This window comes from Streptomyces sp. NPDC002104 (assembly GCF_053593795.1).
Window position 1 is genome coordinate 37,527 of the sequence record NZ_JBSFDF010000040.1, and the last position, 19,880, is coordinate 57,406.

The following is a 19,880-nucleotide window of genomic DNA, read 5'->3' on the forward strand; positions in this document are numbered from 1 at the left end:
ACCGTGTCCGCACGAGAATTCGTGGTCCTCGGCACCGCCAGCCAGGTGCCCACCCGCCACCGCAACCACAACGGCTACCTGCTGCGCTGGGACGGCGAGGGCATCCTCTTCGATCCCGGCGAGGGAACCCAGCGCCAGATGCTCCGCGCCGGGGTGGCCGCGCACGACATCAACCGGATCTGCGTCACCCACTTCCACGGTGACCACAGCCTCGGGCTCGCCGGGGTCATCCAGCGGATCAACCTGGACCGGGTCCCGCACCCCGTCACCGCCCACTACCCGGCCTCCGGGCAGAAGTTCTTCGACCGGCTGCGGTACGCCACGGCCTACCGCGAGACCGTGCTGCTGGCGGAGGAGCCGGTCGCCGGGAACGGGGTCCTGGCGCGCGCGGACGCGTACACCCTGGACGCCGTACGGCTCTCGCACCCGGTGGAGTCCTTCGGCTACCGGGTCACCGAGCCCGACGGGCGCCGGATGCGGCCCGAACTGCTCGCGCGTCACGGGATCAAGGGGCCGGACGTGGGCCGGATCCAGCGCGAGGGCAGCCTCGGCGGGGTCACCCTGGAGGAGGTCAGCGAGGCGCGCGCCGGACAGCGGTTCGCCTTCGTCATGGACACCCGGCTCTGCGAAGGCGTCGAGGAGCTCGCCGCGGGCTGCGACATGCTGGTCATCGAGTCGACCTTCCTCGACGAGGACGTCCAACTGGCCACCGACCACGGGCACCTCACCGCCGGGCAGGCCGCCCGGGTGGCGCGTGACGGGGGCGTGCGGCACCTCGTGCTGACGCACTTCTCGCAGCGCTACACCGACCCGTCGGAGTTCGAACGCCAGGCCCGTGCGGCCGGCTTCGAGGGCGAGCTGACGATCGCCGCGGATCTCGTACGGGTTCCCGTGCCGAAGCGGGCCGGATAGCCGTCCGCGGTCTCCCGTAGTCGCTGTCGCTGTCGCTGTCGCTGTCGCTGTCGCTGTCGCTGTCGCTGTCGCTGTCGCTGTCGCCGTCGCCGCCGCCCGCCGTTTCCCGTCGGCTCCTTGTCTCCGCACCCCGCGGTGCGGATGCTTGGGGTGCCGCCGCCCGCGCCGGCGCGGGTGTGTCCGGAACGGCGGAGCGGCGCTCGAGCGAGGGGGAGAGATGACCGGAAGACCAGGAGGGCCGGGAGGGTTCGGGGGCGGCTCATCGGGGCCGGGGCCGGGGCCGCGGCAGGAAGGCGGGGCTGCCCCGGACGCGGCCTTCGGGGGCGGCGAGTTCGGGCAGCCGATGAGGGAGGCGGGCTTCAAGGGGTTCCGGGACCCGGAGCGCGACGGAGCGCCGGACCGGGACCCGGACCGGGACCGGGCCGATGCCGCGGAGGCCGACGCCCGGCCCGAGGGGGCCGGGGACGAGGTCCCCTCGGCCGACGACCACGCCGGGGACGACGCCGGCACCGAGGTGTACGCGGACCCTGCCGCCGACGACCACACCTCCGACGGATCCGGCGTCCCCCAGGGCGGGGACGCGGGCGCCGGGGGCACCGCGGAGGGCTCCCCGGCCGAGCCGGCGCCGGACGAGCGGTAGCAGCGGGCGCGGGAGCCTGGGGGCGGAGCCGGTGCCCGCCTTCCGGTACGGCGCCGCCGGCGTACCCGTACGGGCCGACCGCCAAGGTGCCCCGCCCGTACGGGACATGCGGGCGCGGGACGCGGCGGCACGGAGGCCCGCACGGGCCGCTCCCGCGTGGGCCGGCCCTGCCGGAGTCCGCCCGCTCGCGCGGTGAGGCGCGGAGCGGCGGCAGACGGGCCTGACCGGCCGGGGCCGGACGAGGTGGCCTATACGCCGGTCCCGACCCGGCGTCGGGTCTTGTGGCGGCGGCTGCGGCGGGTTGCCGCACGGGTGAGCGGCAGGGCCCGGAGCGGTGGCAGGTGGGCCTGACCGGCTGGGGACGGACGGGGTGGGCTATACGCCGGTCCCGACCCGGCGTCGGGTCTTGTGGCGGCGGCTGCGGCGGGTCGCCGCACGGGCGGCAGCAGGACGCGGAGCGGTGGCGGGCGGGCCTGACCGGCCGGGGACGGACGAGGTGGGCTATACGCCGGTCCCGACCCTCCGTCGGGTCTTGTCGCGGTTGCGGCGGGTTGCCGCCGGGGAGAGCAGCAGGGCCCGGAGCGGCGGCAGGCGCAGCGGGCGGGGGCGGAGCGGGGCGAGTTCCACGACCTCCAGCTCCTGCGCGCCGACCCGCGGCACCGAACCGGCCGGTGTCCCGGCTCCGGCGGCGAGCACGGCCGCAGGGGCCCCGCCGCGCCGGCGGACCGAGCCGGGGGTCAGGGGGCGGCCGCCGACGTGCAGGGCGACCCCGGCCATCGGCCCGGCCACCGCCAGCAGCAGGATCCCGAGGGTCAGCCCCATGCCGGGGAACCCCGCGGCCTCGGCGAGCAGGCTCCCGGTGACGGGCCCGCAGGCCACGCCGAGCGAGGACGCGGAACCGACCAGGACGGCCCAGCGCCCGCGCGGGTCGAGGGCGGCGGCGAGGCCGATGGCGTAGGAGAGCACGACGGGGTAGACCGCGTTCCACAGGATCTCCCCGGCCGCGAAGGAGCCGAGGTCCCGCGCGTGCGAGGCGAGCACCACGCAGCAGGCGATGACCGTCGTGCCCACGCCCACCGGGACCGCCCGCCCGAGCCGGGCCCCGAGCAGGGAGGCGGCGGTGACCCCGAGCAGCCCGGCGCCGAGCGCGGCGGCGAAGACGATTCCGAGGGTGACCTCGGACAGGCCCGCCTGCTGCGCGCCGATGCGGCCGCTGACGCCCCACAGGGCGTTCTGGGCCAGTGACCACAGCATCAGGGCCCCGGCGAGCACCGCCCCGGCGCGCGGGTACGGGAGCCGTACGCGGGCCCGTACGGCCGGGTCGGTGTCCTCGGGGCGGTCCGTGGGGTCCGTACGGTCGGCCCCGGGCAGGCGGCCCGTCGCCGGCCAGCACACCAGCGCGACCAGGGCGATCGCCGCGAACGGCAGCCCGTGCCCGCCGCCCAGCCGGGGCAGGGTCAGGTACAGGGCCCCGGCCGTCGCCGACACCGACAGCAGCCCCAGCGCGGAGGTCCGGTGCGGGTCGCGCTGCGCGGCGATCCCGGAGGCGGCCACGGCGGTGGCCGTGCCGGAGCCGAAGCCGCCGACGACGGCGCCCGCGACGACGAGGGGCAGCTGCGTGGTGGCGGCGGCCGCCGCGTACCCGAGGACGGCGAGCAGCAGCCCGAGCCGGGCCAGCGGGCGCGGTCCGAGGCGCGGGATGCGGGAGGCGAGGGTGAATCCGGCGGTGGCCGAGCCGAGCAGCAGGGCCGAGCCGATCAGGCCGGCCTGCGCGGGGCTGAGCGGGAGGTTCGCGTCGAGCCGGCCGACGACGGTCGGCAGCAGGTACGGGGCGACGTAACCGGAGGTGAAGAGCGCGACGAGCGGCCAGGCGGCGGGCGGCGCGGGGGTGCGGTCGGGCACGGGTGTTCCATGTGTGATGCGGGTGGAGCGTGAGATTCCGCAAGACCGCGGGGCTCATATTTATCAAGCGGCCCGATCCCCGGAGAAGGGCGTTCGGGCGGTGATCTGCGTCACACTGTATTCCGGACCCGCCCGGGAGGGAGGGACCGGCGGTGGTAGTGGGTTGAATCCCCTCAGGAAGTCCCATCGGGAAGCCCATTGAAGAAACGACCCGCCAAGATCAGAACGCCATCGACCGAACGGGGAGTACAACGTGACCAGTCGCAGCAGCCGGGACAGCCTCGACTCCGCCGTGGACCCGCTCGGTCCGCTGCGCGACCCCCATGAACCCGGCTGCGACGTCTTCCTGACCGGCACGGTCTTCCTCGACATCATCTTCACCGGCCTCGACTCGGCCCCCGTGCGCGGCACGGAGTCCTGGGCGCGCGGCATGGGGTCCAGCCCCGGCGGCGTCGCCAACATGGCGACCGCCCTCGCCCGGCTCGGCCTGCGCACCTCCCTGGCCGCCGCCTTCGGGGACGACCACTACGGGGAGTACTGCTGGGACGCGCTCGAACAGGGCGAGGGCATCGACCTGTCGATGTCGCGGACCGTGCCCGGCTGGCACAGCCCCGTCACCGTCTCGATGGCGTACGAGGGCGAGCGCACGATGGTCTCCCACGGCCACGAGGCCCCGCTCCCGGCGGACCCCGGCCCCTTCCCCCAGTGCCCGCCCCGCGCCCGCGCGGCCGTGGCCTCGCTCGGCCCGGGCGGCGGCGAGGCCTGGGTCGCCGAGGCGGCCCGGCGCGGGGCCCGGGTCTTCGCCGACGTCGGCTGGGACGACAGCGGGCGGTGGGACCTGGGGGCACTGGCCGACCTGGAGCACTGCGAGGCCTTCCTGCCCAACGCGGGGGAGGCGATGGCCTACACGCGCACCGAGTGCCCGCGCGCGGCGGCCCGGGCGCTGGCCGAGAAGGTGCCGATCGCGGTGGTGACGATGGGCGCGGAGGGTTCGTACGCGGTGGACGGGCGGACCGGGGAGACGGCAGAGGTCCCCGCGATCGCGGTCGACGCACTGGATCCGACCGGGGCGGGTGACGTGTACGTGGCGGGGTTCCTCACCGGCACCCTCGCCGAGTGGCCCCTCGCGGACCGGCTCGCCTTCGCGGGCCTGACGGCCGCGCTGTCGGTGCAGGAGTTCGGCGGCTCCCTGTCGGCCCCCGGCTGGACGGAGGTGGCCCACTGGTGGCGCACCGCCCCGGAGGCCCTGCGGGGGCGGTACGGCTTCCTGGACGACCTCGTCCCGCGGGCCGCGGAGCCGGCCAGCCGGCGGCGGGCGGTGCCGACGATCGGCTTCCGGCAGTCGGCCTAGGCCTCACCGGCCGGGGGAACGGGGGAGGCCGGGCTGCGCCCCCTCCCCGGGGGCCCGCGCCCCGCCCCCGGGTGGCCCCGCCCCCGGGTGGCGCCGCGCCGGGTGGTCCGCCCCCCCCCCGGCGGTCCGGTCGGGTGGTCCGGCCCCCCGCGGTCCGGTCGGGTGCGGCGCCGTTGCCGGGGGCCGGCCCCCGGACACCCGCTCCTCAGACGCCGGAGGGGCTGGTTCGGGCCGGAGGGGCCGGCCTGGGCCGGAGCGGCTGGTTCGGCGCGGCGCCCGGGCCCCCGTAGACGTCCGTGTAAAACCCCTCGGGTATGCCGCAGCGGCGACGTAGGCTTGGAAGTCCGGTGGCCGTCGATCGGCGCGGCCCCTCAGTGGGAGGTATGCGCAGGCCACAGTGCCGGCCCATGACTCAGACACCGACAGCAAAGACCCCCGCGCCGGGGCAGGCGCGAGCCCATTTCTCCGTACCGGCCACCCACCCGATGGTGTCCGTCCTCGGCTCGGGCGACGCCCTGTTGCGCGTGATCGAGAAGGCCTTCCCGAGGGCCGACATCCATGTTCGGGGCAATCAGGTCAGCGCGATCGGCTCGGCGGCGGAAGTCGCGCTGATCCAGCGCCTGTTCGACGAGATGATGCTGGTGCTCCGCACCGGGCAGCCGATGACGGAGGACGCAGTGGAACGCTCGATCGCCATGCTCAAGTCGAGCGGCAACGGCGGGGGCCCGGACGAGACGCCCGCCGAGGTGCTCACCCAGAACATCCTCTCCAGCCGCGGCCGGACCATCCGTCCCAAGACGCTCAACCAGAAGCGCTACGTCGACGCGATCGACAAGCACACGATCGTCTTCGGCATCGGCCCCGCCGGTACCGGCAAGACCTACCTGGCCATGGCCAAGGCGGTCCAGGCCCTGCAGTCCAAGCAGGTCAGCCGGATCATCCTGACCCGCCCGGCGGTCGAGGCCGGAGAGCGCCTGGGATTCCTCCCCGGCACCCTCTTCGACAAGATCGACCCGTACCTGCGGCCGCTCTACGACGCCCTGCACGACATGATCGACCCGGACTCCATCCCGCGGCTCATCGCGGCGGGAACCATCGAGGTGGCGCCGCTCGCGTACATGCGCGGCCGGACCCTCAACGAGGCCTTCGTCGTCCTCGACGAGGCGCAGAACACCACCCCCGAGCAGATGAAGATGTTCCTGACCCGGCTCGGGTTCGACTCGAAGATCGTCGTCACCGGCGACGTGACCCAGGTCGACCTCCCGGGTGGTGCCAAGAGCGGTCTGCGGCAGGTGCAGGACATCCTCGAAGGGGTTCCGGACATCGCCTTCTCGCGGCTCACGTCCGAGGATGTGGTCCGGCACAAGCTGGTCGGCCGTATCGTCGACGCGTACGAGAAGTACGACGACAGCCAGGACGCGAAGCAGTCGCGGAACGGCTTCCAGCGGAAGTAGACACCAGCGCACCATGTCGATCGACGTCAACAACGAGTCCGGAACCGAGGTCGACGAGCGGGCGATCCTCGACATCGCCCGCTACGCACTCACCCGGATGCGGATCCACCCGCTCTCGGAGCTCTCCGTCATCGTCGTGGACGAGGACGCGATGGAGCAGCTCCACATCCAGTGGATGGACCTGCCCGGACCCACCGACGTCATGTCCTTCCCGATGGACGAGCTGCGTCCGCCGAAGAAGGACGAGGAGGAGCCCCCGCAGGGGCTCCTCGGTGACATCGTGCTCTGCCCCGAGGTCGCCAAGAAGCAGGGCGAGGACGCCCCGACGCGGCACTCCATGGACGAGGAGCTCCAGCTCCTGACGGTCCACGGGGTGCTGCACCTGCTCGGGTACGACCACGAGGAGCCGGACGAGAAGGCCGAGATGTTCGGCCTCCAGGCGGCCATCGTCGACGGCTGGCGCGGCGAGAACGGCGTGACCGGCCCGTCCCCGGCCCCGACCGTCTCATGACCGGTGATCTCCAGCTGATCACGGGGGCCGTCCTGCTGGTCGTGGTGGCCTGGTTCGCCGCGTGCGCCGAGTCCGGGATCGCCCGCATCTCCGCCTTCCGCGCCGAGCAGGCGGTACGGGAGGGCCGGCGCGGCAGCGCGAAGCTGGCGCAGGTCGCCGGCGACCCCACCCGCTACGTCAATGTCGCGCTGCTGGTCCGGGTCACCTGCGAGATGGCGGCCGGCGTGCTCGTCACGTACGTCTGCCTCGACGAGTTCGGGGAGAACTGGACCGCGCTGCTCGTCGCCATCGCCGTGATGGTGCTCGTGTCCTACGTGGCGGTCGGGGTGTCCCCGCGCACCATCGGCCGCCAGCACCCGCTGAACACCGCGACGGCGGCCTCGTACGTCCTCGTGCCGCTCGCCCGGATCATGGGGCCGATCCCGCAGCTGCTGATCCTCCTCGGCAACGCGCTCACCCCCGGAAAGGGCTTCCGCAAGGGGCCCTTCGCCTCCGAGGCGGAGCTGCGCGCGATGGTGGACCTCGCGGAGAAGGAATCGCTGATCGAGGACGACGAGCGCCGCATGGTGCACCAGGTCTTCGAGCTGGGCGACACCCTCGTGCGCGAGGTCATGGTGCCGCGCACCGACCTGGTCTGCATCGAGCGGTACAAGACGGTCCGTCAGGCGACCACGCTCGCGCTGCGGTCCGGGTTCTCCCGCATCCCGGTGACCGGGGAGAACGAGGACGACATCGTCGGCATCGTGTACCTGAAGGACCTGGTCCGCAAGACGCACATCAGCCGCGACGCGGAGAGCGACCTGGTCTCCACGGCGATAAGGCCCGCGGTGTTCGTGCCGGACACCAAGAACGCGGGCGACCTGCTGCGCGAGATGCAGTCGGTGCGCAATCACGTGGCGGTGGTCATCGACGAGTACGGCGGCACCGCCGGCATCGTCACCATCGAGGACATCCTGGAGGAGATCGTCGGCGAGATCACCGACGAGTACGACCGGGAACTCCCGCCGGTGGAGGAGCTGGGCGGGGACCGCTACCGGGTCACGGCCCGGCTGGACATCACCGATCTCGGTGAACTGTTCAAGGTGGACTCCTTCGACGACGAGGACGTCGAGACGGTCGGCGGTCTGCTCGCCAAGGCGCTGGGGCGGGTCCCGATCGCCGGTGCCTCGGCGGTCGTGGACCTGCCCGACGGGCGGCCGCTGCGGCTGACCGCGGAGTCCCCGGCGGGACGCCGGAACAAGATCGTGACCGTGCTGGTGGAGCCGGTGGTCCAGGTGGCGGACCAGACGGGGGAGACCGAATGACGCCGGCGCAGCTGCGCGCGTTCTGCCTGGGGTTCAACGCGGCGGTGGAGGAGTTCCCCTTCACCCCGGAGACCTCGGTGTTCAAGGTGCTGGGGAAGGTGTTCGCGCTGAGCGCGCTGGACGGGGACCCGCTGAAGATCAACCTCAAGTGCGAACCGGAGCGTGCGGTGGCGCTGCGGGCGGAGCACGAGGCGATCGTGCCGGGCTGGCACATGAACAAGCGGCACTGGAACACCGTGACCGCGGGCGGGCCGGGGGCCCTGCCGGACGCGCTCGTACGGGAGCTGGTCGAGGACTCCTACGACCTGGTGGTCGCGGGCCTGCCGAAGGCGGAGCGGCTGCGGCTCGACCGGCCGTAGCGGCCCGGGCGGCCGTAGCGGCCCGGGCCGGGTGCGGCCGGCGTTCCCCCGGGTGGAATCCGGGAGGGGTCCAAGGTCATCGATCACGGGACCTTCGGGGCCGTGCTTCCGCTTACGCAGCGCTTAGTTTTGTCCCTGCGCCACCAAGATCCCGGGGGGACACCGGGGGTGGAGGGGAGGGCGCGTCGGTGGGGTCGTCGTGCGGCCCCGCCGACGCGCTCCATATGCTTCGGCCCATGACCGACAGCACCGGGATCGACCCCGAAGACACCAAGATCATCACGTTGGCGCGCAGCGCCCGGGCCCGCAACGGCGTGCCCGAGGGGGCGGCGGTGCGGGACGAGACCGGCCGTACGTACGTCGCCGGAACCGTGGCACTGGACTCGCTGAAGCTGAGCGCGCTCCAGACGGCCGTCGCGATGGCCGTGGCCAGCGGCGCCCAGTCCCTGGAGGCGGCGGCCGTCGTCAGCGCCGCGGAGACCCCCTCCGACGCCGACCGCGCGGCGGTCCGCGACCTCGGCGGCCCGGACACCCCGGTCCTCCTGGCGGGCCCGGACGGCACCTTGAAGTCGACGACTGCGGCGGGAGCCTAGGCCTTGGCCTAGGTTTCGGGCCCGGCCCCGGCCCCGGCCCCGGCTTCGGCCCCGGCGCCGGCTTCGGCCCCGGCCCCGGCCCCGGCTTCGGTCCCGGCTTCGGCCCCGGCTTCGGCCCCGGCCCTGGCTTCGGCCCCGGCCCCCGCCCGGGCCGCCGGGCCGTTGACCGGCCCGGGGGCCCAGGTGCGCAGGAACTCCGCGGTGTCGGTGCGGCCCATGTGCTCCGCCCACTCCAGCGGGGTCCTGTCCCGCCAGCGCAGGTGCGGATCGGCTCCGTGTTCCAGCAGGACCCGGGCGATGTCCGTGTGGCCCTCGAACGCGGCCCTCCCCAGCGGGGTGGCGCGCAGCCGGTTGCGGCGGTCGGGGTCGGCGCCGGCGGCGAGCAGCAGCCGCAGGACGGCGACGTACCCCTGGGAGGCCGCCTGGACCAGCGGCAGGTCCTCCGCGTAGGGGCCCGTGACCTGCTCGCAGTCCGCGCCGGCCGCGAGCAGCACGCGTACGACGCCGTCCCGGCCCCCGCGCACGGCGAGGTACAGCCCCGTGCGCCCTTCGGCGTCCCGCGCGTCCACGCCGGCGCCCCGGCCCAGCAGCCGCGACACGGCCGCCTCGTCCCCGGCCCCCGCGGCCCGTACGAGCTCGTCCGCCGCCGCCGTCCCGCCCCTGTCGTCCACGGGCCCATCCTGGCAGCCCGACCGGGGCGGCCGTCAGGCCGCGACGCCCGCCCCGGCGGGGACGGCCGGGGCGGAGCTCCGGCGGATGACCATCGCCATCAGGGCCGCCATCGCGCACAGGGCGCCCGAGGCGTACCAGACGGGGTCGTACGAGCCGAAGGCGTCGCGGGCCAGGCCGCCGAGGAAGGCGACCACGGCCGCACCGATCTGGTGCGAGGCCAGGACCCAGCCGAAGACGATGGCGCCGTCCTCCCCGTAGTGCTCGCGGCACAGCGCGATCGTCGGCGGGACCGTCGCGACCCAGTCCAGGCCGTAGAAGACGATGAAGAACACCATCGGCGGGCGCACGGTCGGGGCCAGCAGCATCGGGAGGAAGAGCAGGGAGATCCCGCGCAGGGCGTAGTAGACGGCGAGGAGGCGGCGCGATGAGAAGCGGTCCGTCAGCCAGCCGGAGAACACCGTGCCGATCACGTCGAACACGCCGATCACGGCGAGGAGTCCGGCCGCCGCCGTCACCGGCATGCCGTGGTCGTGGGCCGACGGGACGAAGTGGGTCTTCACCAGCCCGTTGGTGGAGGCCCCGCAGATCGCGAAGGTGCCCGCCAGCAGCCAGAAGGGGCCGGTGCGGGCCGCCTTGGCCAGGACGCCGACGGCCCGGCGGGCGGCGCCGGGGACGGGCGCGGGCTTGGGCGTGTACGGGCCGCCGTACGGGGTGGTGCCGATGTCCGCCGGGTGGTCGCGCAGCAGCAGCCAGACGAAGGGCACGACGGTCAGCGCCGCCAGCGAGACGGTGACGGCCGCCGGGCGCCAGCCGTGGTGCTCGACCAGCCAGGCCAGCAGCGGCAGGAAGATCAGCTGGCCGGAGGCCCCGGCGGCGGTCAGGATGCCGGTGACCAGGCCGCGCCGGGCGGTGAACCAGCGGTTGGTCACCGTCGCGGCGAAGGCCAGGGCCATCGAGCCGCTGCCCAGGCCGACCAGGACGCCCCAGTAGAGGACGAGTTGCCAGGAGGCGGTCATCCACACCGTGGCCACCGAGCCGCCGGCTATGACGGCCAGCGCGAGGGCGACGACCCGGCGGATGCCGAAGCGGTCCATCAGCGCGGCGGCGAACGGCGCGGTGAGTCCGTACAGCGCGAGGTTCACGGAGACGGCGAGGCCGATCGTGCCCCGCGACCAGTCGAACTCCTCGTGCAGCGGCTCGATGAGCAGGCCGGGGAGCGAGGCGAAGGCGGCGGCGCCGATGATCGTCACGAAGGCGACGGCCGCGACGAACCAGGCGCGGTGGACGCGGTGCACGCGCCGGGCGCCGTGGGGTGCGCCGGCCGGGGAGCCGGTACCGGCCGCCCGGCCGGAGGAGGGAGAAGGGCCGGGGGAGGGGCGGGGAGAGGGGCCGGGGCCCGGGTCTGTCTGCGTCACGACGACAGTTTCCGGCTGCCGGTGCGCCCTACGACAGTGGCCTGACCGACACGCTTCGATATGATCGGGCCATGGAGCCTCGCGCGCACCGCGTCCACGCCGCCCACCGCGTCGTCGTACTCGCCCTCGCGGGGCTGCTGCCCTTCGAACTCGGCATCCCGCACCGGATCTTCGGCCGGGCGAAGGATCCCGCGACCGGGCGGCCGCTGTACGAGATCCTCACCTGCGGGCTCGCCCCCGGCGGCGGCCCGGTCCCCACGGACGCCGACTTCGACATCCACGTCGAGCACGGCCCCGAACTGCTGGCCACGGCCGACACCGTGGTCGTCCCCGCCTCCTACGAGCTGGGCCCGGTCCACGCGGAGGGCCGGCTCACCCCCGAACTGGCCGCCGCCCTCGCGCACATCGGGCCCGGCACCCGGCTCGTCTCCATCTGCACCGGCGGGTACGTCCTCGCCGCCGCCGGGTACCTGGACGGCCGCCGGGCCACCACCCACTGGTCCGCCGCCGCGCACTTCCAGCGGACCTTCCCCTCCGTCCTGGTCGACCCGGACGTGCTCTACACCGACGACGGTGACGTGCTTACCTCCGCCGGAGTCGCCGCCGGGATCGACCTGTGCCTGCACATCGTGCGCCGCGACCACGGCGCGGCCGTCGCCAACCAGACCGCCCGGTACACCGTCGTACCGCCGCACCGCGACGGCGGGCAGGCGCAGTTCATCGACCGCCCGGTGCCCGAGCCGCAGCAGGCGAGCACCACCGCGGCCCGCGCCTGGGTGCTGGACCGGCTGCACGAACCGCTGCGGCTGACCGACCTGGCCCGGCAGGAGGCCATGTCGGTACGGACCTTCACGCGCCGGTTCCGGGAGGAATCGGGGCTCAGCCCGGGCGAATGGATCGTCGGGCAGCGGGTGGAGCGGGCGCGGGCCCTGCTGGAGCAGACCGACCTGCCGATGGAACACGTGGCCCGGGAGGCCGGCTTCGGAACCGCGCAGTCCCTGCGCAAGCACGTCCAGGCGGCGCTCGGCGTGAGCCCGACGGCCTACCGGCGGACCTTCAGGACGGCCGCACCGGGCTCCACCCAGTGCGCCCCGCCCAGCCCGCCCACTTCGCCCAATCTGCCATCTCCTGATGGGACATCAGTTCCTGCCGGGTCCGTGCATTGACTTATCCCCCCGCCCGCTCGTGAATGGCCCCCTGGCGGGGTACGGGATCCCAGGGGGCGGTCGGTGCGGACTTCGGCGCGAACCACGGCGCGGACAACGGCGCGGACAACGGCGCGGCACAGAGGCTGGTCGGCGGCCGTCGGCATGGCGGTACTGGCCGCGGCGACCGGGGGCGCGCTGAGCGCACCCGCGGCCGCGGAGGGGGAGACGCCTCCCGGGCAGGTCGAGTTCCCGACGCACTGCCTGCCGCCCCAGGAAGCCGGACTGCCGCCGGCCGACGGGCCCACCACCGCACGGGTCACCGTGGACGACGCGACCCCGCGCGTGGGCGACACCGTCACCGTCACCTACCAGGTGGCCCGCACCCCCGCCGTGAACCCCCTCTCCGTGGCGCTGCCGGGCGAGGTCCTCACCCCGACCGGGCGGATCGTCCTCGGCGGCGCGCAGCAGGGCGAGGTCACGGTCGTCGGAGCCAAGCGCAACGACCCCGTCGCGGTGGGCGGGGCACTCCCCGCCGTCACGATGACCGGCACCTTCACCGTCACCGCCCCCGGCGAGATCACCCTGGCCCCGGGCGGCTACACCCTGCACACCGGGCACCTCCTCGCGCTCGACACCGTGTGCGCGGTGGCCGGGGGCGAGGCGGGGATCCCGGACCCGAGCCCGAAGCCTTCGCCGTCGCCTTCCGTGTCTGCGTCCGCGTCTGCGTCCGCGTCTGCGTCTGCCTCTGCGTCCGCGTCCGCGTCCGCGGCGGCTTCGGCGGTGCCGTCCCCGCCGGCGTCGGCGGACCCGCCGGTGCCGTCCTCGCCCGGGCCGCTGCCGCTGCCGGCGCCGCAGCCGCTCCCGGGCGGAGCCCCGGTGGCGCAGCGGATCACCGCGAGCCCGCTGCCGACGGCCAACGTGCGAGCCGTCGCGCTCGGCACGGCCGCGGGCGTCCCGGGGGCCGGGGTCACGGTCACCGGAGCCGGCTTCGAGCCCGGCGCGGAGGTCACCGTGGCGGGCCGGGCGGGTGCGGCGGAGACCGCCGACCGGGTCACCGCCAAGGCCGACGAACTCGGCGTGGTCCTCGCGGAGCTGCCGGTCACGGACCGGGCGACCACCGCCGTCGTGGCGTACGAGGGCGACGCCTGGACCCCGGAGCGGGGCTCCGGCCCGGCCGCGTACACGGTGATCGTCCCCGCCCCGCTGCCGCCGGGCAGCCAGACGGTGACGGCGGTCGTGGAGCCCGGGGAGCTGGGCATGACCCAGGAGGGCGACGCCGTGACCCTGGCCGCGGTCCCCTACGGGGACGGCGGCGCGGCGGCCGGCCGGATCGGCACCGTCACCGTCAAGGACGCCCGCGGCGGGCCGGCCGGGTGGTCCCTGATCGGCAAGGTCACCGACTTCACGGGCTCCGGCGGGCTGCGCATCCCGGGCGCCTCCCTGAGCTGGACCCCGACCTGCAAGGCCGCACCCGGCAGCCCCAGCGCGTGTACGCCGGGCAGCGCGGGCGCCGTCGGGCCGGACGGTGCGGTCCTGGCCTCCACGGGTGACGCCGCCCTGGTCGGCGGCACCTTCACCGTCGACGCGGCCGTCACCCTCCAGGTGCCCCCGTACACCCCGCCCGGCGCCTACACGGCGGTGCTGACCCTGACCCTGTCGTGACCCGCCCCGCCCGGCCCCCTGCCCCGCTGCGCGGGCCGAAGTCCCCTACCCGCCCTTCGCCCGTTCCCCGGAGCTCCGCCCCGGACCCGTGGCCGCGTGCGGCGCCGTTCCCGGGGGCCAGCCCCCGGACCCCCGCTCCCCAAACGCCGGAGGGGCTGGATTTTCGCCGGCGTGTGAGGACCGGGGTACGGGCGGAGCCCGGGGAACGGTGCAAGGGCGGGGCGGGGAGAGTTCCCAGTGCACCGGCGCCGCCCGAACGGGCGCGGCGGCTCCTCGCCACGGCCGCGCTCGCCGCGGTGCTGGCCGTGTTCGGGCTGCTCGGCGGGGCCGGATCGGCCAGGGCCGCCGACAACGGGCAGTGGTCCGTGCTGCCCGCCGCCAACAGGCTCGGGCAGCGGCCGTACTTCTACCTCGCCGCCGCCCCCGGCCAGGCCGTCACCGACACCGTCACCCTCGCCAACCGCACCGACCGCCCCCGCACCTTCCGCCTCTACGCCGCCGACGCCTACAACACCGCCCGCGACGGCGGCTTCGCCCTGCGCGGGCCCGAGGAGCCGCGCACCGCCACCGGCGCCTGGACGGTGCTGGCGCGGGAGCGGATCACCGTCCCGGCGAAGACGGCGGTCGACGTCGGCTTCACCCTCACCGTCCCCGACCGGGCCGAACCGGGGGACCATCCCGGAGCCGTCGTCGCCCTGGAGGAACGGCCGGCCGCCGCCACCGGAGGCATCGCCGCGCAGGGGATCGGGGTCCAGCAGGCCGTCGCGGCCCGGCTCTACCTCCGGGTCACCGGGCCCACCGCCCCCGCCCTGGCCGTCGAGGACCTCCGCACCACCGCCGGCGGGGAGGTCGCGTACACGCTCCACAACCTCGGCAACGTCACCCTGCGCCCCCGCGCCACCCTGACCGCTTCCGGGGCGCTGGGCCGGGGGCTGCTCTCCCGCCCCCTCACCGGCCTGCCCGCCGAGCTGCTCCCCGGCCAGCGGGTCCGGCTCACCGCGCACTGGGCGCACGCGCCCGCCCTGGAATGGGCCGAGATCGCGGTGATCGCCCGGGCCGACGGCGCGGCCGCCCGGGCCGCCACCCGATACGCCGCGCACCCCGCCCTGAACGGCCTGCTCGCGACCGCTCTGGCCCTCCTGGCGGCGGCCTGGTCGGCGCTGGGAGCCGCATCGGGGAGAATGGCCCGTATGAGCGATCGTTCCCCCGAGACCACCAGCCCGCACCGTGCGGGCTTCGCATGCTTCGTCGGCCGTCCCAACGCGGGGAAGTCGACCCTGACCAACGCGCTCGTGGGTACCAAGGTCGCGATCACCTCCAACCGGCCGCAGACCACCCGCCACACCGTCCGCGGCATCGTGCACCGCCCCGACGCCCAGCTCGTCCTGGTCGACACGCCCGGCCTCCACAAGCCGCGCACGCTGCTCGGCGAGCGGCTGAACGACGTGGTGCGCGCGACCTGGTCCGAGGTCGACGTGATCGGCTTCTGCCTGCCCGCGGACCAGAAGCTCGGCCCCGGTGACAAGTTCATCGTCAAGGAGCTCGCGGGGATCAAGAAGACCCCCAAGATCGCCATCATCACCAAGACCGACCTCGTCGAGTCCAAGGTGGTGGGCGAGCAGCTCATCGCCGTGCACCAGCTCGCCGAGGAGCTCGGTTTCGAGTGGGCCGAGATCGTCCCCGTCTCGGCGGTCGGCGACACCCAGGTCCAGCTGCTGGCGGACCTGATCGCGCCCATGCTGCCGAAGAGCCCCCCGCTGTACCCGGAGGGCGACCTCACCGACGAGCCCGAGATGGTGATGGTCGCGGAACTGATCCGCGAGGCCGCGCTGGAGGGCGTACGGGACGAGCTCCCGCACTCCATCGCCGTCGTCGTCGAGGAGATGATCCCCCGGGAGAACCGCCCGGCGGACCGTCCCCTGCTGGACATCCACGCCAACCTCTACATCGAGCGGCCGAGCCAGAAGGGCATCATCATCGGCCCGAAGGGCGCCCGCCTGAAGGAGGTCGGGATGAAGTCGCGCAAGCACATCGAGGCGCTGCTCGGCACTCCGGTCTTCCTCGACCTGCACGTGAAGGTCGCCAAGGACTGGCAGCGCGACCCCAAGCAGCTCCGCAAGCTGGGGTTCTAGCAGCGGGCTTCTACGGAAGCCGCCGCACCTTCACCGCATTGTCCGTACGGGTCCCGGGCCGGCCGTCAGGCTGGTTCTGGGCCCGTACGTGTTCCTCCGCCAGCAGCACCTCCCAGGCGCCGGCCTCCAGTTCCAGCTGGGCGAGGACGTCGTCCGGGGTCGGGAAGTCCACCTCCGGGCGGTCCTCCTGCCAGGACGCCCAGCCCGCGTGCCCGACGACGAGCAGGGTCCCGCCGGGGGCCACGGCCGCGGCGGCCCGGCGCACGACGCGGTCGCGCGGGAACTCCCCGAAGGTGTGCAGGAAGCACGCGGAGACCAGGTCGTACTCGCCCGCCGGGAAGGACTCCGCGAGGTCGTGCCGCTCCCAGGCGGTGCGGTCCGCGACCCCGGCCTCGGCGGCGTGGGCCGCGGCCCGCTCCAGGGCCACCCCGGAGATGTCCGTCCCGGTGACGTACCAGCCCTGCCGCGCGAGCCACACGGCGTCCCCGCCCTCTCCGCAGCCGAGGTCCAGGGCCCGGCCGGGGGCGAGCGGGGCGGCCTCCCGGGCCAGTACGGGGTTGGCCTCGCCGCTCCAGATCCGGTCGCTCTCGCGGTAGCGGGAGTCCCAGAACTCCTCGCCCGCGAAGTCGCCCGCGAAGTCGGTCTCGGGGGAGTGCTGGTCGTGCGCGTGCGCCATGACGGTCTCTTTCCGGTCGGTACGGGTACGAATGCCCGCGCCTCCGATGCTCCGCCCCGGCCTCCTCGCCGGCCAAGCGACCTTGCCGTTCCCGCAAAACAACGGCCTCAGAATTGCGCGGGACGCCCCCGGTCCGCGATCAGGGCCGTGCCCACGGAGCGGAAGCCGAGCCGGGCGTAGAGCCGGGCCACGTCCTCGTCGCCGGCCGAGAGGAAGACCGTACGGGCCCCGCGGTCCAGTGCGTCCGCCACCAGGGCGGCCGTCACCGCGAGGGCCAGGCCGCGCCGGCGGGCCGACGGGAGGGTGCCGACACCGACGACCTCGGCGACGTCACCGACCGGGATGTACTGGCCGGAGCACAGGACCACGCCCTCGCGCACGGCCGCCGCCAGGGCGGTGCGGCCCGACTCGATCATCCCCGCGACCCGGATCCGGCGGCCCTCCGAGGCCGGCTCCCGCTCCGCGACCGCGAGCTCCGCCGGGCCCGCCTCGCCCACGGCCGTGCCGGGAGCGGCGAAGGCCAGCATCGGCACCGTCACGGCCGGGCGCAGCAGCGGGTCGGCCGCGCCGAGCAGCCGTACGTCCGGATGCGCGGGGAGCCGTACCGCCGCGGGGTCGAGCACCATCAGCGGGTGCGCGTGCACGGTCAGCCCGGCGGCCTCGGCGGCGGCCCGCAGCGAGGGGGTGGTTTCGGCCACCCACTCGAAGGCCTCGGGGACCTTCAGCTCCCGCTGCCGGGCCAGCACCCGCTCGACGTCGGCCACGGAGACACCTCCGGCGGAGGCGGAGGCGGCGCCGAGCGCGGGCCGCGCGTAGTACGGCCAGCCGTCGCCCTCCTGGACGAAGAGGGTGAGCGGGCCGAAGTCCTCGGCCCGCGCCCCGCCGTTCCGGGGAGCCGTGTCGTAGTAGCGCTCGAGCTCGGGCAGGGGGCCGGACGATGTGATCATCCGGCCATCAAAGCAAGTCCGGCCTGCTCAGGCACCTTCTTTGAGGACGCGCGAGATCAGCGTCCGCTGTGCGTCCGACAGGTTCGGGTCCCCGCAGGTCACCGTCTGCCCGTCCACCGTGATCCGGTACGAGAATCCGTCCCGGATCCGGTCCGCCCGGTCCCCGGGCGGGCCGGGCCGCAGGGCCAGCCCGGCCAGCGCCTGCCACTCGTCCTCGTCGGGCAGGCCCGAGGTGTCCACCTCGCCCCGCCGCTCGATCCCCGCGAAGCCGCCCGTCCGCACCACCTGAATCCGCATGACCGCCCTTCTACCCGGCGCCCGCCGCCCCAAGCCGCCCGCTACCCCAGGCCGACCGCCGACCACGCCTTCTGCAGCGCCTGGTGCTCCGCGCCGCCGTCGCCGTACCGGGTGACGGCCGCGGCGGTCGTCAGGGCGGCGAACCGGGCGAAGTCCGCCTTCGGGCCCAGCTCCCCGCCGGTCAGGGTGTCGTACCAGATCCGCCCGGCCCGCTCCCAGGCCTTGCCGCCGAGCTCGGTGGCCACGAGGTAGAAGGCGTGGTTGGGGATGCCGGAGTTGATGTGCACCCCGCCGTTGTCGCGGGAGGTGCGGACGTAGTCGTCCATGGTCGCGGGCTGCGGGTCCTTGCCGAGCTCGTCGTCCTCGTAGGCGGTCCCGGGCGCCTTCATCGACCGCAGGGCGAATCCGCTGTCCACGGAGGGGCCGAGCAGGCCGGCGCCGATCAGCCAGTCGGCGTCCCCGGCCGTCTGGTCGAGCGAGTACTGCTTGATGAGGGAGCCGAAGACATCGGACATGGACTCGTTGAGCGCGCCGGACTGTCCGTAGTACTCCAGGTCGGCGGTGTGCTGGGTGACCCCGTGGGCCAGCTCGTGCCCGATGACGTCCACGGACACGGTGAAGTCGAGGAAGAGGTCGCCGTCGCCGTCGCCGAACACCATCTGGCTGCCGTCCCAGAAGGCGTTGTTGTACAGCCGGTCGTAGTGGACGCTGGCGTTCAGCGGCAGGCCGGCGTCGTCGATGGAATGGCGGCCGAAGGCCTTGAAGAAGAGCTCGAAGGTGGCCCCGAGCCCGGCGTAGGCACGGTTGACGCTGGCGTCCTGGCCGGCGTCCTCGCCCTCGCCGCGGACCTTCTTCCCGGGCAGCCGGGTCCGGTGCTCGGCGTCGAAAATGGTCCGCTCGGGGGTCTCGGACGGAGTCTCCACGGCGGGCGGAATCACCGCCATCAGGCGCCGCACCCGGTGGGAGGCGTCCAGTTCGAGGGTCCGCCGCGCGGCGGCGGCCCGGGCGGGGTCATCGGACCGGGCGATCCTGTCCAGCAGGTGCGGCGGCACCACGGTGCAGAAGACGGGGTGGCGGGGCGTGAGGAAGGCATCCATGCCCGGCAATGTGGCAGCGGGTGATGTCACTGTCACTAGCTGCGACCATGATTCATTCGGTCGTCTGAAAGTGTTCGCGGCGCATTGACGGATCAACCGGACATCGGGCCGGACCGGCAAGAGGTAAAGAGGCTTAGCTCACAAAGGGTGCAAAACGGACCTGCCGGTCTTGCATACTGAAACAGCCCCCGCAATACGGGGCGGCTCGGTTAGGCTCGGCCCATCATGCGTTTCGGGCTGCTCCTCCTTAGCTGCCGCGGCGAGGGCCTGTAGTCGTAGGCCGACCCCCTCCCCGCGGAGTTTGGTGTTGCGGTTTTGCGACCGTCCGTCGGCCGTCCCAGCGAACTACACGCGGACACGCGAGGAGCCCAACGTCATGAGCCAGCACACTTTTGTCGGTCGCCCCACGCCCATCACGAACGCGACCCACACCCAGAAGCCCTCCGGGATGCCCATCCACAAGTACGGCTCCTACGAGCAGGTGGACATCCCCGACCGCACCTGGCCCGAGGCCCGCGTCACCAAGGCGCCCCGCTGGCTGTCCACCGACCTGCGCGACGGCAACCAGTCGCTGATCGACCCGATGACCCCCGCCCGCAAGCGCGAGATGTTCGACCTGCTGGTGCGCATGGGCTACAAGGAGATCGAGGTCGGCTTCCCGTCCTCCGGTGAGACCGACTTCAACTTCGTGCGCTCCATCATCGAAGAGGGCGCGATCCCGGACGACGTGACCATCTCCGTACTGACCCAGGCCCGCGAGGACCTGATCGAGCGGACCGTCGAGTCGCTGGTCGGCGCCAAGCGCGCC

18 protein-coding genes and 2 pseudogenes are annotated in these 19,880 nt (G+C 74.3%); 13 read left to right on the top strand and 7 right to left on the bottom strand.

Annotated features, from left to right (window positions below; translation table 11 throughout):
• Positions 1-3: 3 nt before the first annotated feature.
• Together ACWCP2_RS27845 and ACWCP2_RS27850 are read left to right on the top strand one after the other, a co-directional pair.
• Entirely contained in the window at positions 4-912 is a 909-nt protein-coding gene (locus ACWCP2_RS27845) for a ribonuclease Z (RefSeq protein ID WP_450911320.1), read from the top strand.
• Positions 913-1,255: 343 nt separating this feature from the next.
• Positions 1,256-1,552 (top strand): hypothetical protein, encoded by a 297-nt coding sequence (locus ACWCP2_RS27850; protein ID WP_450911321.1) that lies wholly within the window; start codon positions 1,256-1,258, stop codon positions 1,550-1,552.
• Between the two features lie 501 nt (positions 1,553-2,053).
• Here ACWCP2_RS27850 and ACWCP2_RS27855 read toward each other — a convergent pair.
• Entirely contained in the window at positions 2,054-3,454 is a 1,401-nt protein-coding gene (locus ACWCP2_RS27855) for an MFS transporter (protein WP_450911322.1), read from the bottom strand.
• Positions 3,455-3,707: 253 nt separating this feature from the next.
• On the opposite strand from ACWCP2_RS27855, the gene ACWCP2_RS27860 reads away from it, so the two are divergent.
• From ACWCP2_RS27860 to ACWCP2_RS27885, 6 genes are all read left to right on the top strand, one after another.
• Positions 3,708-4,805: a carbohydrate kinase family protein gene (locus ACWCP2_RS27860; protein ID WP_450911323.1), complete on the top strand. Its 1,098-nt coding sequence runs from the start codon at positions 3,708-3,710 to the stop codon at positions 4,803-4,805.
• Positions 4,806-5,212: 407 nt separating this feature from the next.
• On the top strand, positions 5,213-6,259 hold the full coding sequence (locus ACWCP2_RS27865) for a PhoH family protein (RefSeq protein WP_450911324.1): 1,047 nt from the start codon (positions 5,213-5,215) through the stop codon (positions 6,257-6,259).
• A gap of 13 nt (positions 6,260-6,272) precedes the next feature.
• Complete coding sequence (ybeY, locus tag ACWCP2_RS27870; RefSeq protein ID WP_450911325.1) at positions 6,273-6,770, top strand: rRNA maturation RNase YbeY; 498 nt, start codon at positions 6,273-6,275, stop codon at positions 6,768-6,770.
• Positions 6,767-8,074, top strand: coding sequence for a hemolysin family protein (locus ACWCP2_RS27875; RefSeq protein WP_450911326.1), 1,308 nt, complete (start codon positions 6,767-6,769; stop codon positions 8,072-8,074). The genes ybeY and ACWCP2_RS27875 overlap by 4 nt, the downstream gene beginning before the upstream one ends.
• Positions 8,071-8,433 (top strand): MmcQ/YjbR family DNA-binding protein, encoded by a 363-nt coding sequence (locus ACWCP2_RS27880; protein ID WP_450911327.1) that lies wholly within the window; start codon positions 8,071-8,073, stop codon positions 8,431-8,433. The genes ACWCP2_RS27875 and ACWCP2_RS27880 overlap by 4 nt, the downstream gene beginning before the upstream one ends.
• A gap of 236 nt (positions 8,434-8,669) precedes the next feature.
• A complete protein-coding gene (locus ACWCP2_RS27885; RefSeq protein ID WP_266877562.1) occupies positions 8,670-9,026 on the top strand; it encodes a cytidine deaminase in 357 nt (118 codons plus the stop codon).
• An 8-nt stretch (positions 9,027-9,034) separates the two neighbouring features.
• Here the strand turns inward: ACWCP2_RS27885 and ACWCP2_RS27890 are convergent, their stop codons facing one another.
• Complete coding sequence (locus ACWCP2_RS27890; RefSeq protein ID WP_450911328.1) at positions 9,035-9,697, bottom strand: ankyrin repeat domain-containing protein; 663 nt, start codon at positions 9,695-9,697, stop codon at positions 9,035-9,037.
• Between the two features lie 33 nt (positions 9,698-9,730).
• Entirely contained in the window at positions 9,731-11,113 is a 1,383-nt protein-coding gene (locus tag ACWCP2_RS27895) for an MFS transporter (protein ID WP_450911329.1), read from the bottom strand.
• A 71-nt stretch (positions 11,114-11,184) separates the two neighbouring features.
• Between ACWCP2_RS27895 and ACWCP2_RS27900 the strand changes: the two genes are divergently transcribed.
• From ACWCP2_RS27900 to era, 4 genes and pseudogenes are all read left to right on the top strand, one after another.
• Positions 11,185-12,279, top strand: a complete 1,095-nt coding sequence (locus ACWCP2_RS27900) for a GlxA family transcriptional regulator (protein ID WP_450911330.1) — start codon at positions 11,185-11,187, stop codon at positions 12,277-12,279.
• A gap of 144 nt (positions 12,280-12,423) precedes the next feature.
• Positions 12,424-13,923: a beta-xylosidase gene (locus tag ACWCP2_RS27905; protein ID WP_450911331.1), complete on the top strand. Its 1,500-nt coding sequence runs from the start codon at positions 12,424-12,426 to the stop codon at positions 13,921-13,923.
• Positions 13,924-14,288: 365 nt separating this feature from the next.
• Positions 14,289-14,600, top strand: a pseudogene (locus tag ACWCP2_RS27910) (WxL protein peptidoglycan domain-containing protein); the annotation flags it as partial.
• Positions 14,601-15,104: 504 nt separating this feature from the next.
• Positions 15,105-16,055: a GTPase Era gene (gene era, locus ACWCP2_RS27915; RefSeq protein ID WP_374213701.1), complete on the top strand. Its 951-nt coding sequence runs from the start codon at positions 15,105-15,107 to the stop codon at positions 16,053-16,055.
• Positions 16,056-16,065: 10 nt separating this feature from the next.
• Here the strand turns inward: era and ACWCP2_RS27920 are convergent, their stop codons facing one another.
• The 4 genes from ACWCP2_RS27920 to ACWCP2_RS27935 all read right to left on the bottom strand — a co-directional run bounded on the left by ACWCP2_RS27920 (position 16,066) and on the right by ACWCP2_RS27935 (position 19,072).
• Positions 16,066-16,731, bottom strand: coding sequence for a class I SAM-dependent methyltransferase (locus ACWCP2_RS27920; RefSeq protein ID WP_450911332.1), 666 nt, complete (start codon positions 16,729-16,731; stop codon positions 16,066-16,068).
• A gap of 107 nt (positions 16,732-16,838) precedes the next feature.
• The gene (locus ACWCP2_RS27925; RefSeq protein WP_450911333.1) at positions 16,839-17,678 is read right to left on the bottom strand and encodes a GNAT family N-acetyltransferase; all 840 of its coding nucleotides are present in this window, start codon (positions 17,676-17,678) and stop codon (positions 16,839-16,841) included.
• 27 nt (positions 17,679-17,705) lie between these two features.
• Positions 17,706-17,975, bottom strand: a complete 270-nt coding sequence (locus tag ACWCP2_RS27930) for a protealysin inhibitor emfourin (protein ID WP_450911334.1) — start codon at positions 17,973-17,975, stop codon at positions 17,706-17,708.
• 41 nt (positions 17,976-18,016) lie between these two features.
• Positions 18,017-19,072, bottom strand: a complete 1,056-nt coding sequence (locus ACWCP2_RS27935; protein WP_450911335.1) for a M4 family metallopeptidase — start codon at positions 19,070-19,072, stop codon at positions 18,017-18,019.
• A gap of 376 nt (positions 19,073-19,448) precedes the next feature.
• Here ACWCP2_RS27935 and ACWCP2_RS27940 point away from each other — a divergent pair.
• A pseudogene (locus tag ACWCP2_RS27940) lies at positions 19,449-19,880 on the top strand (2-isopropylmalate synthase); the annotation flags it as partial.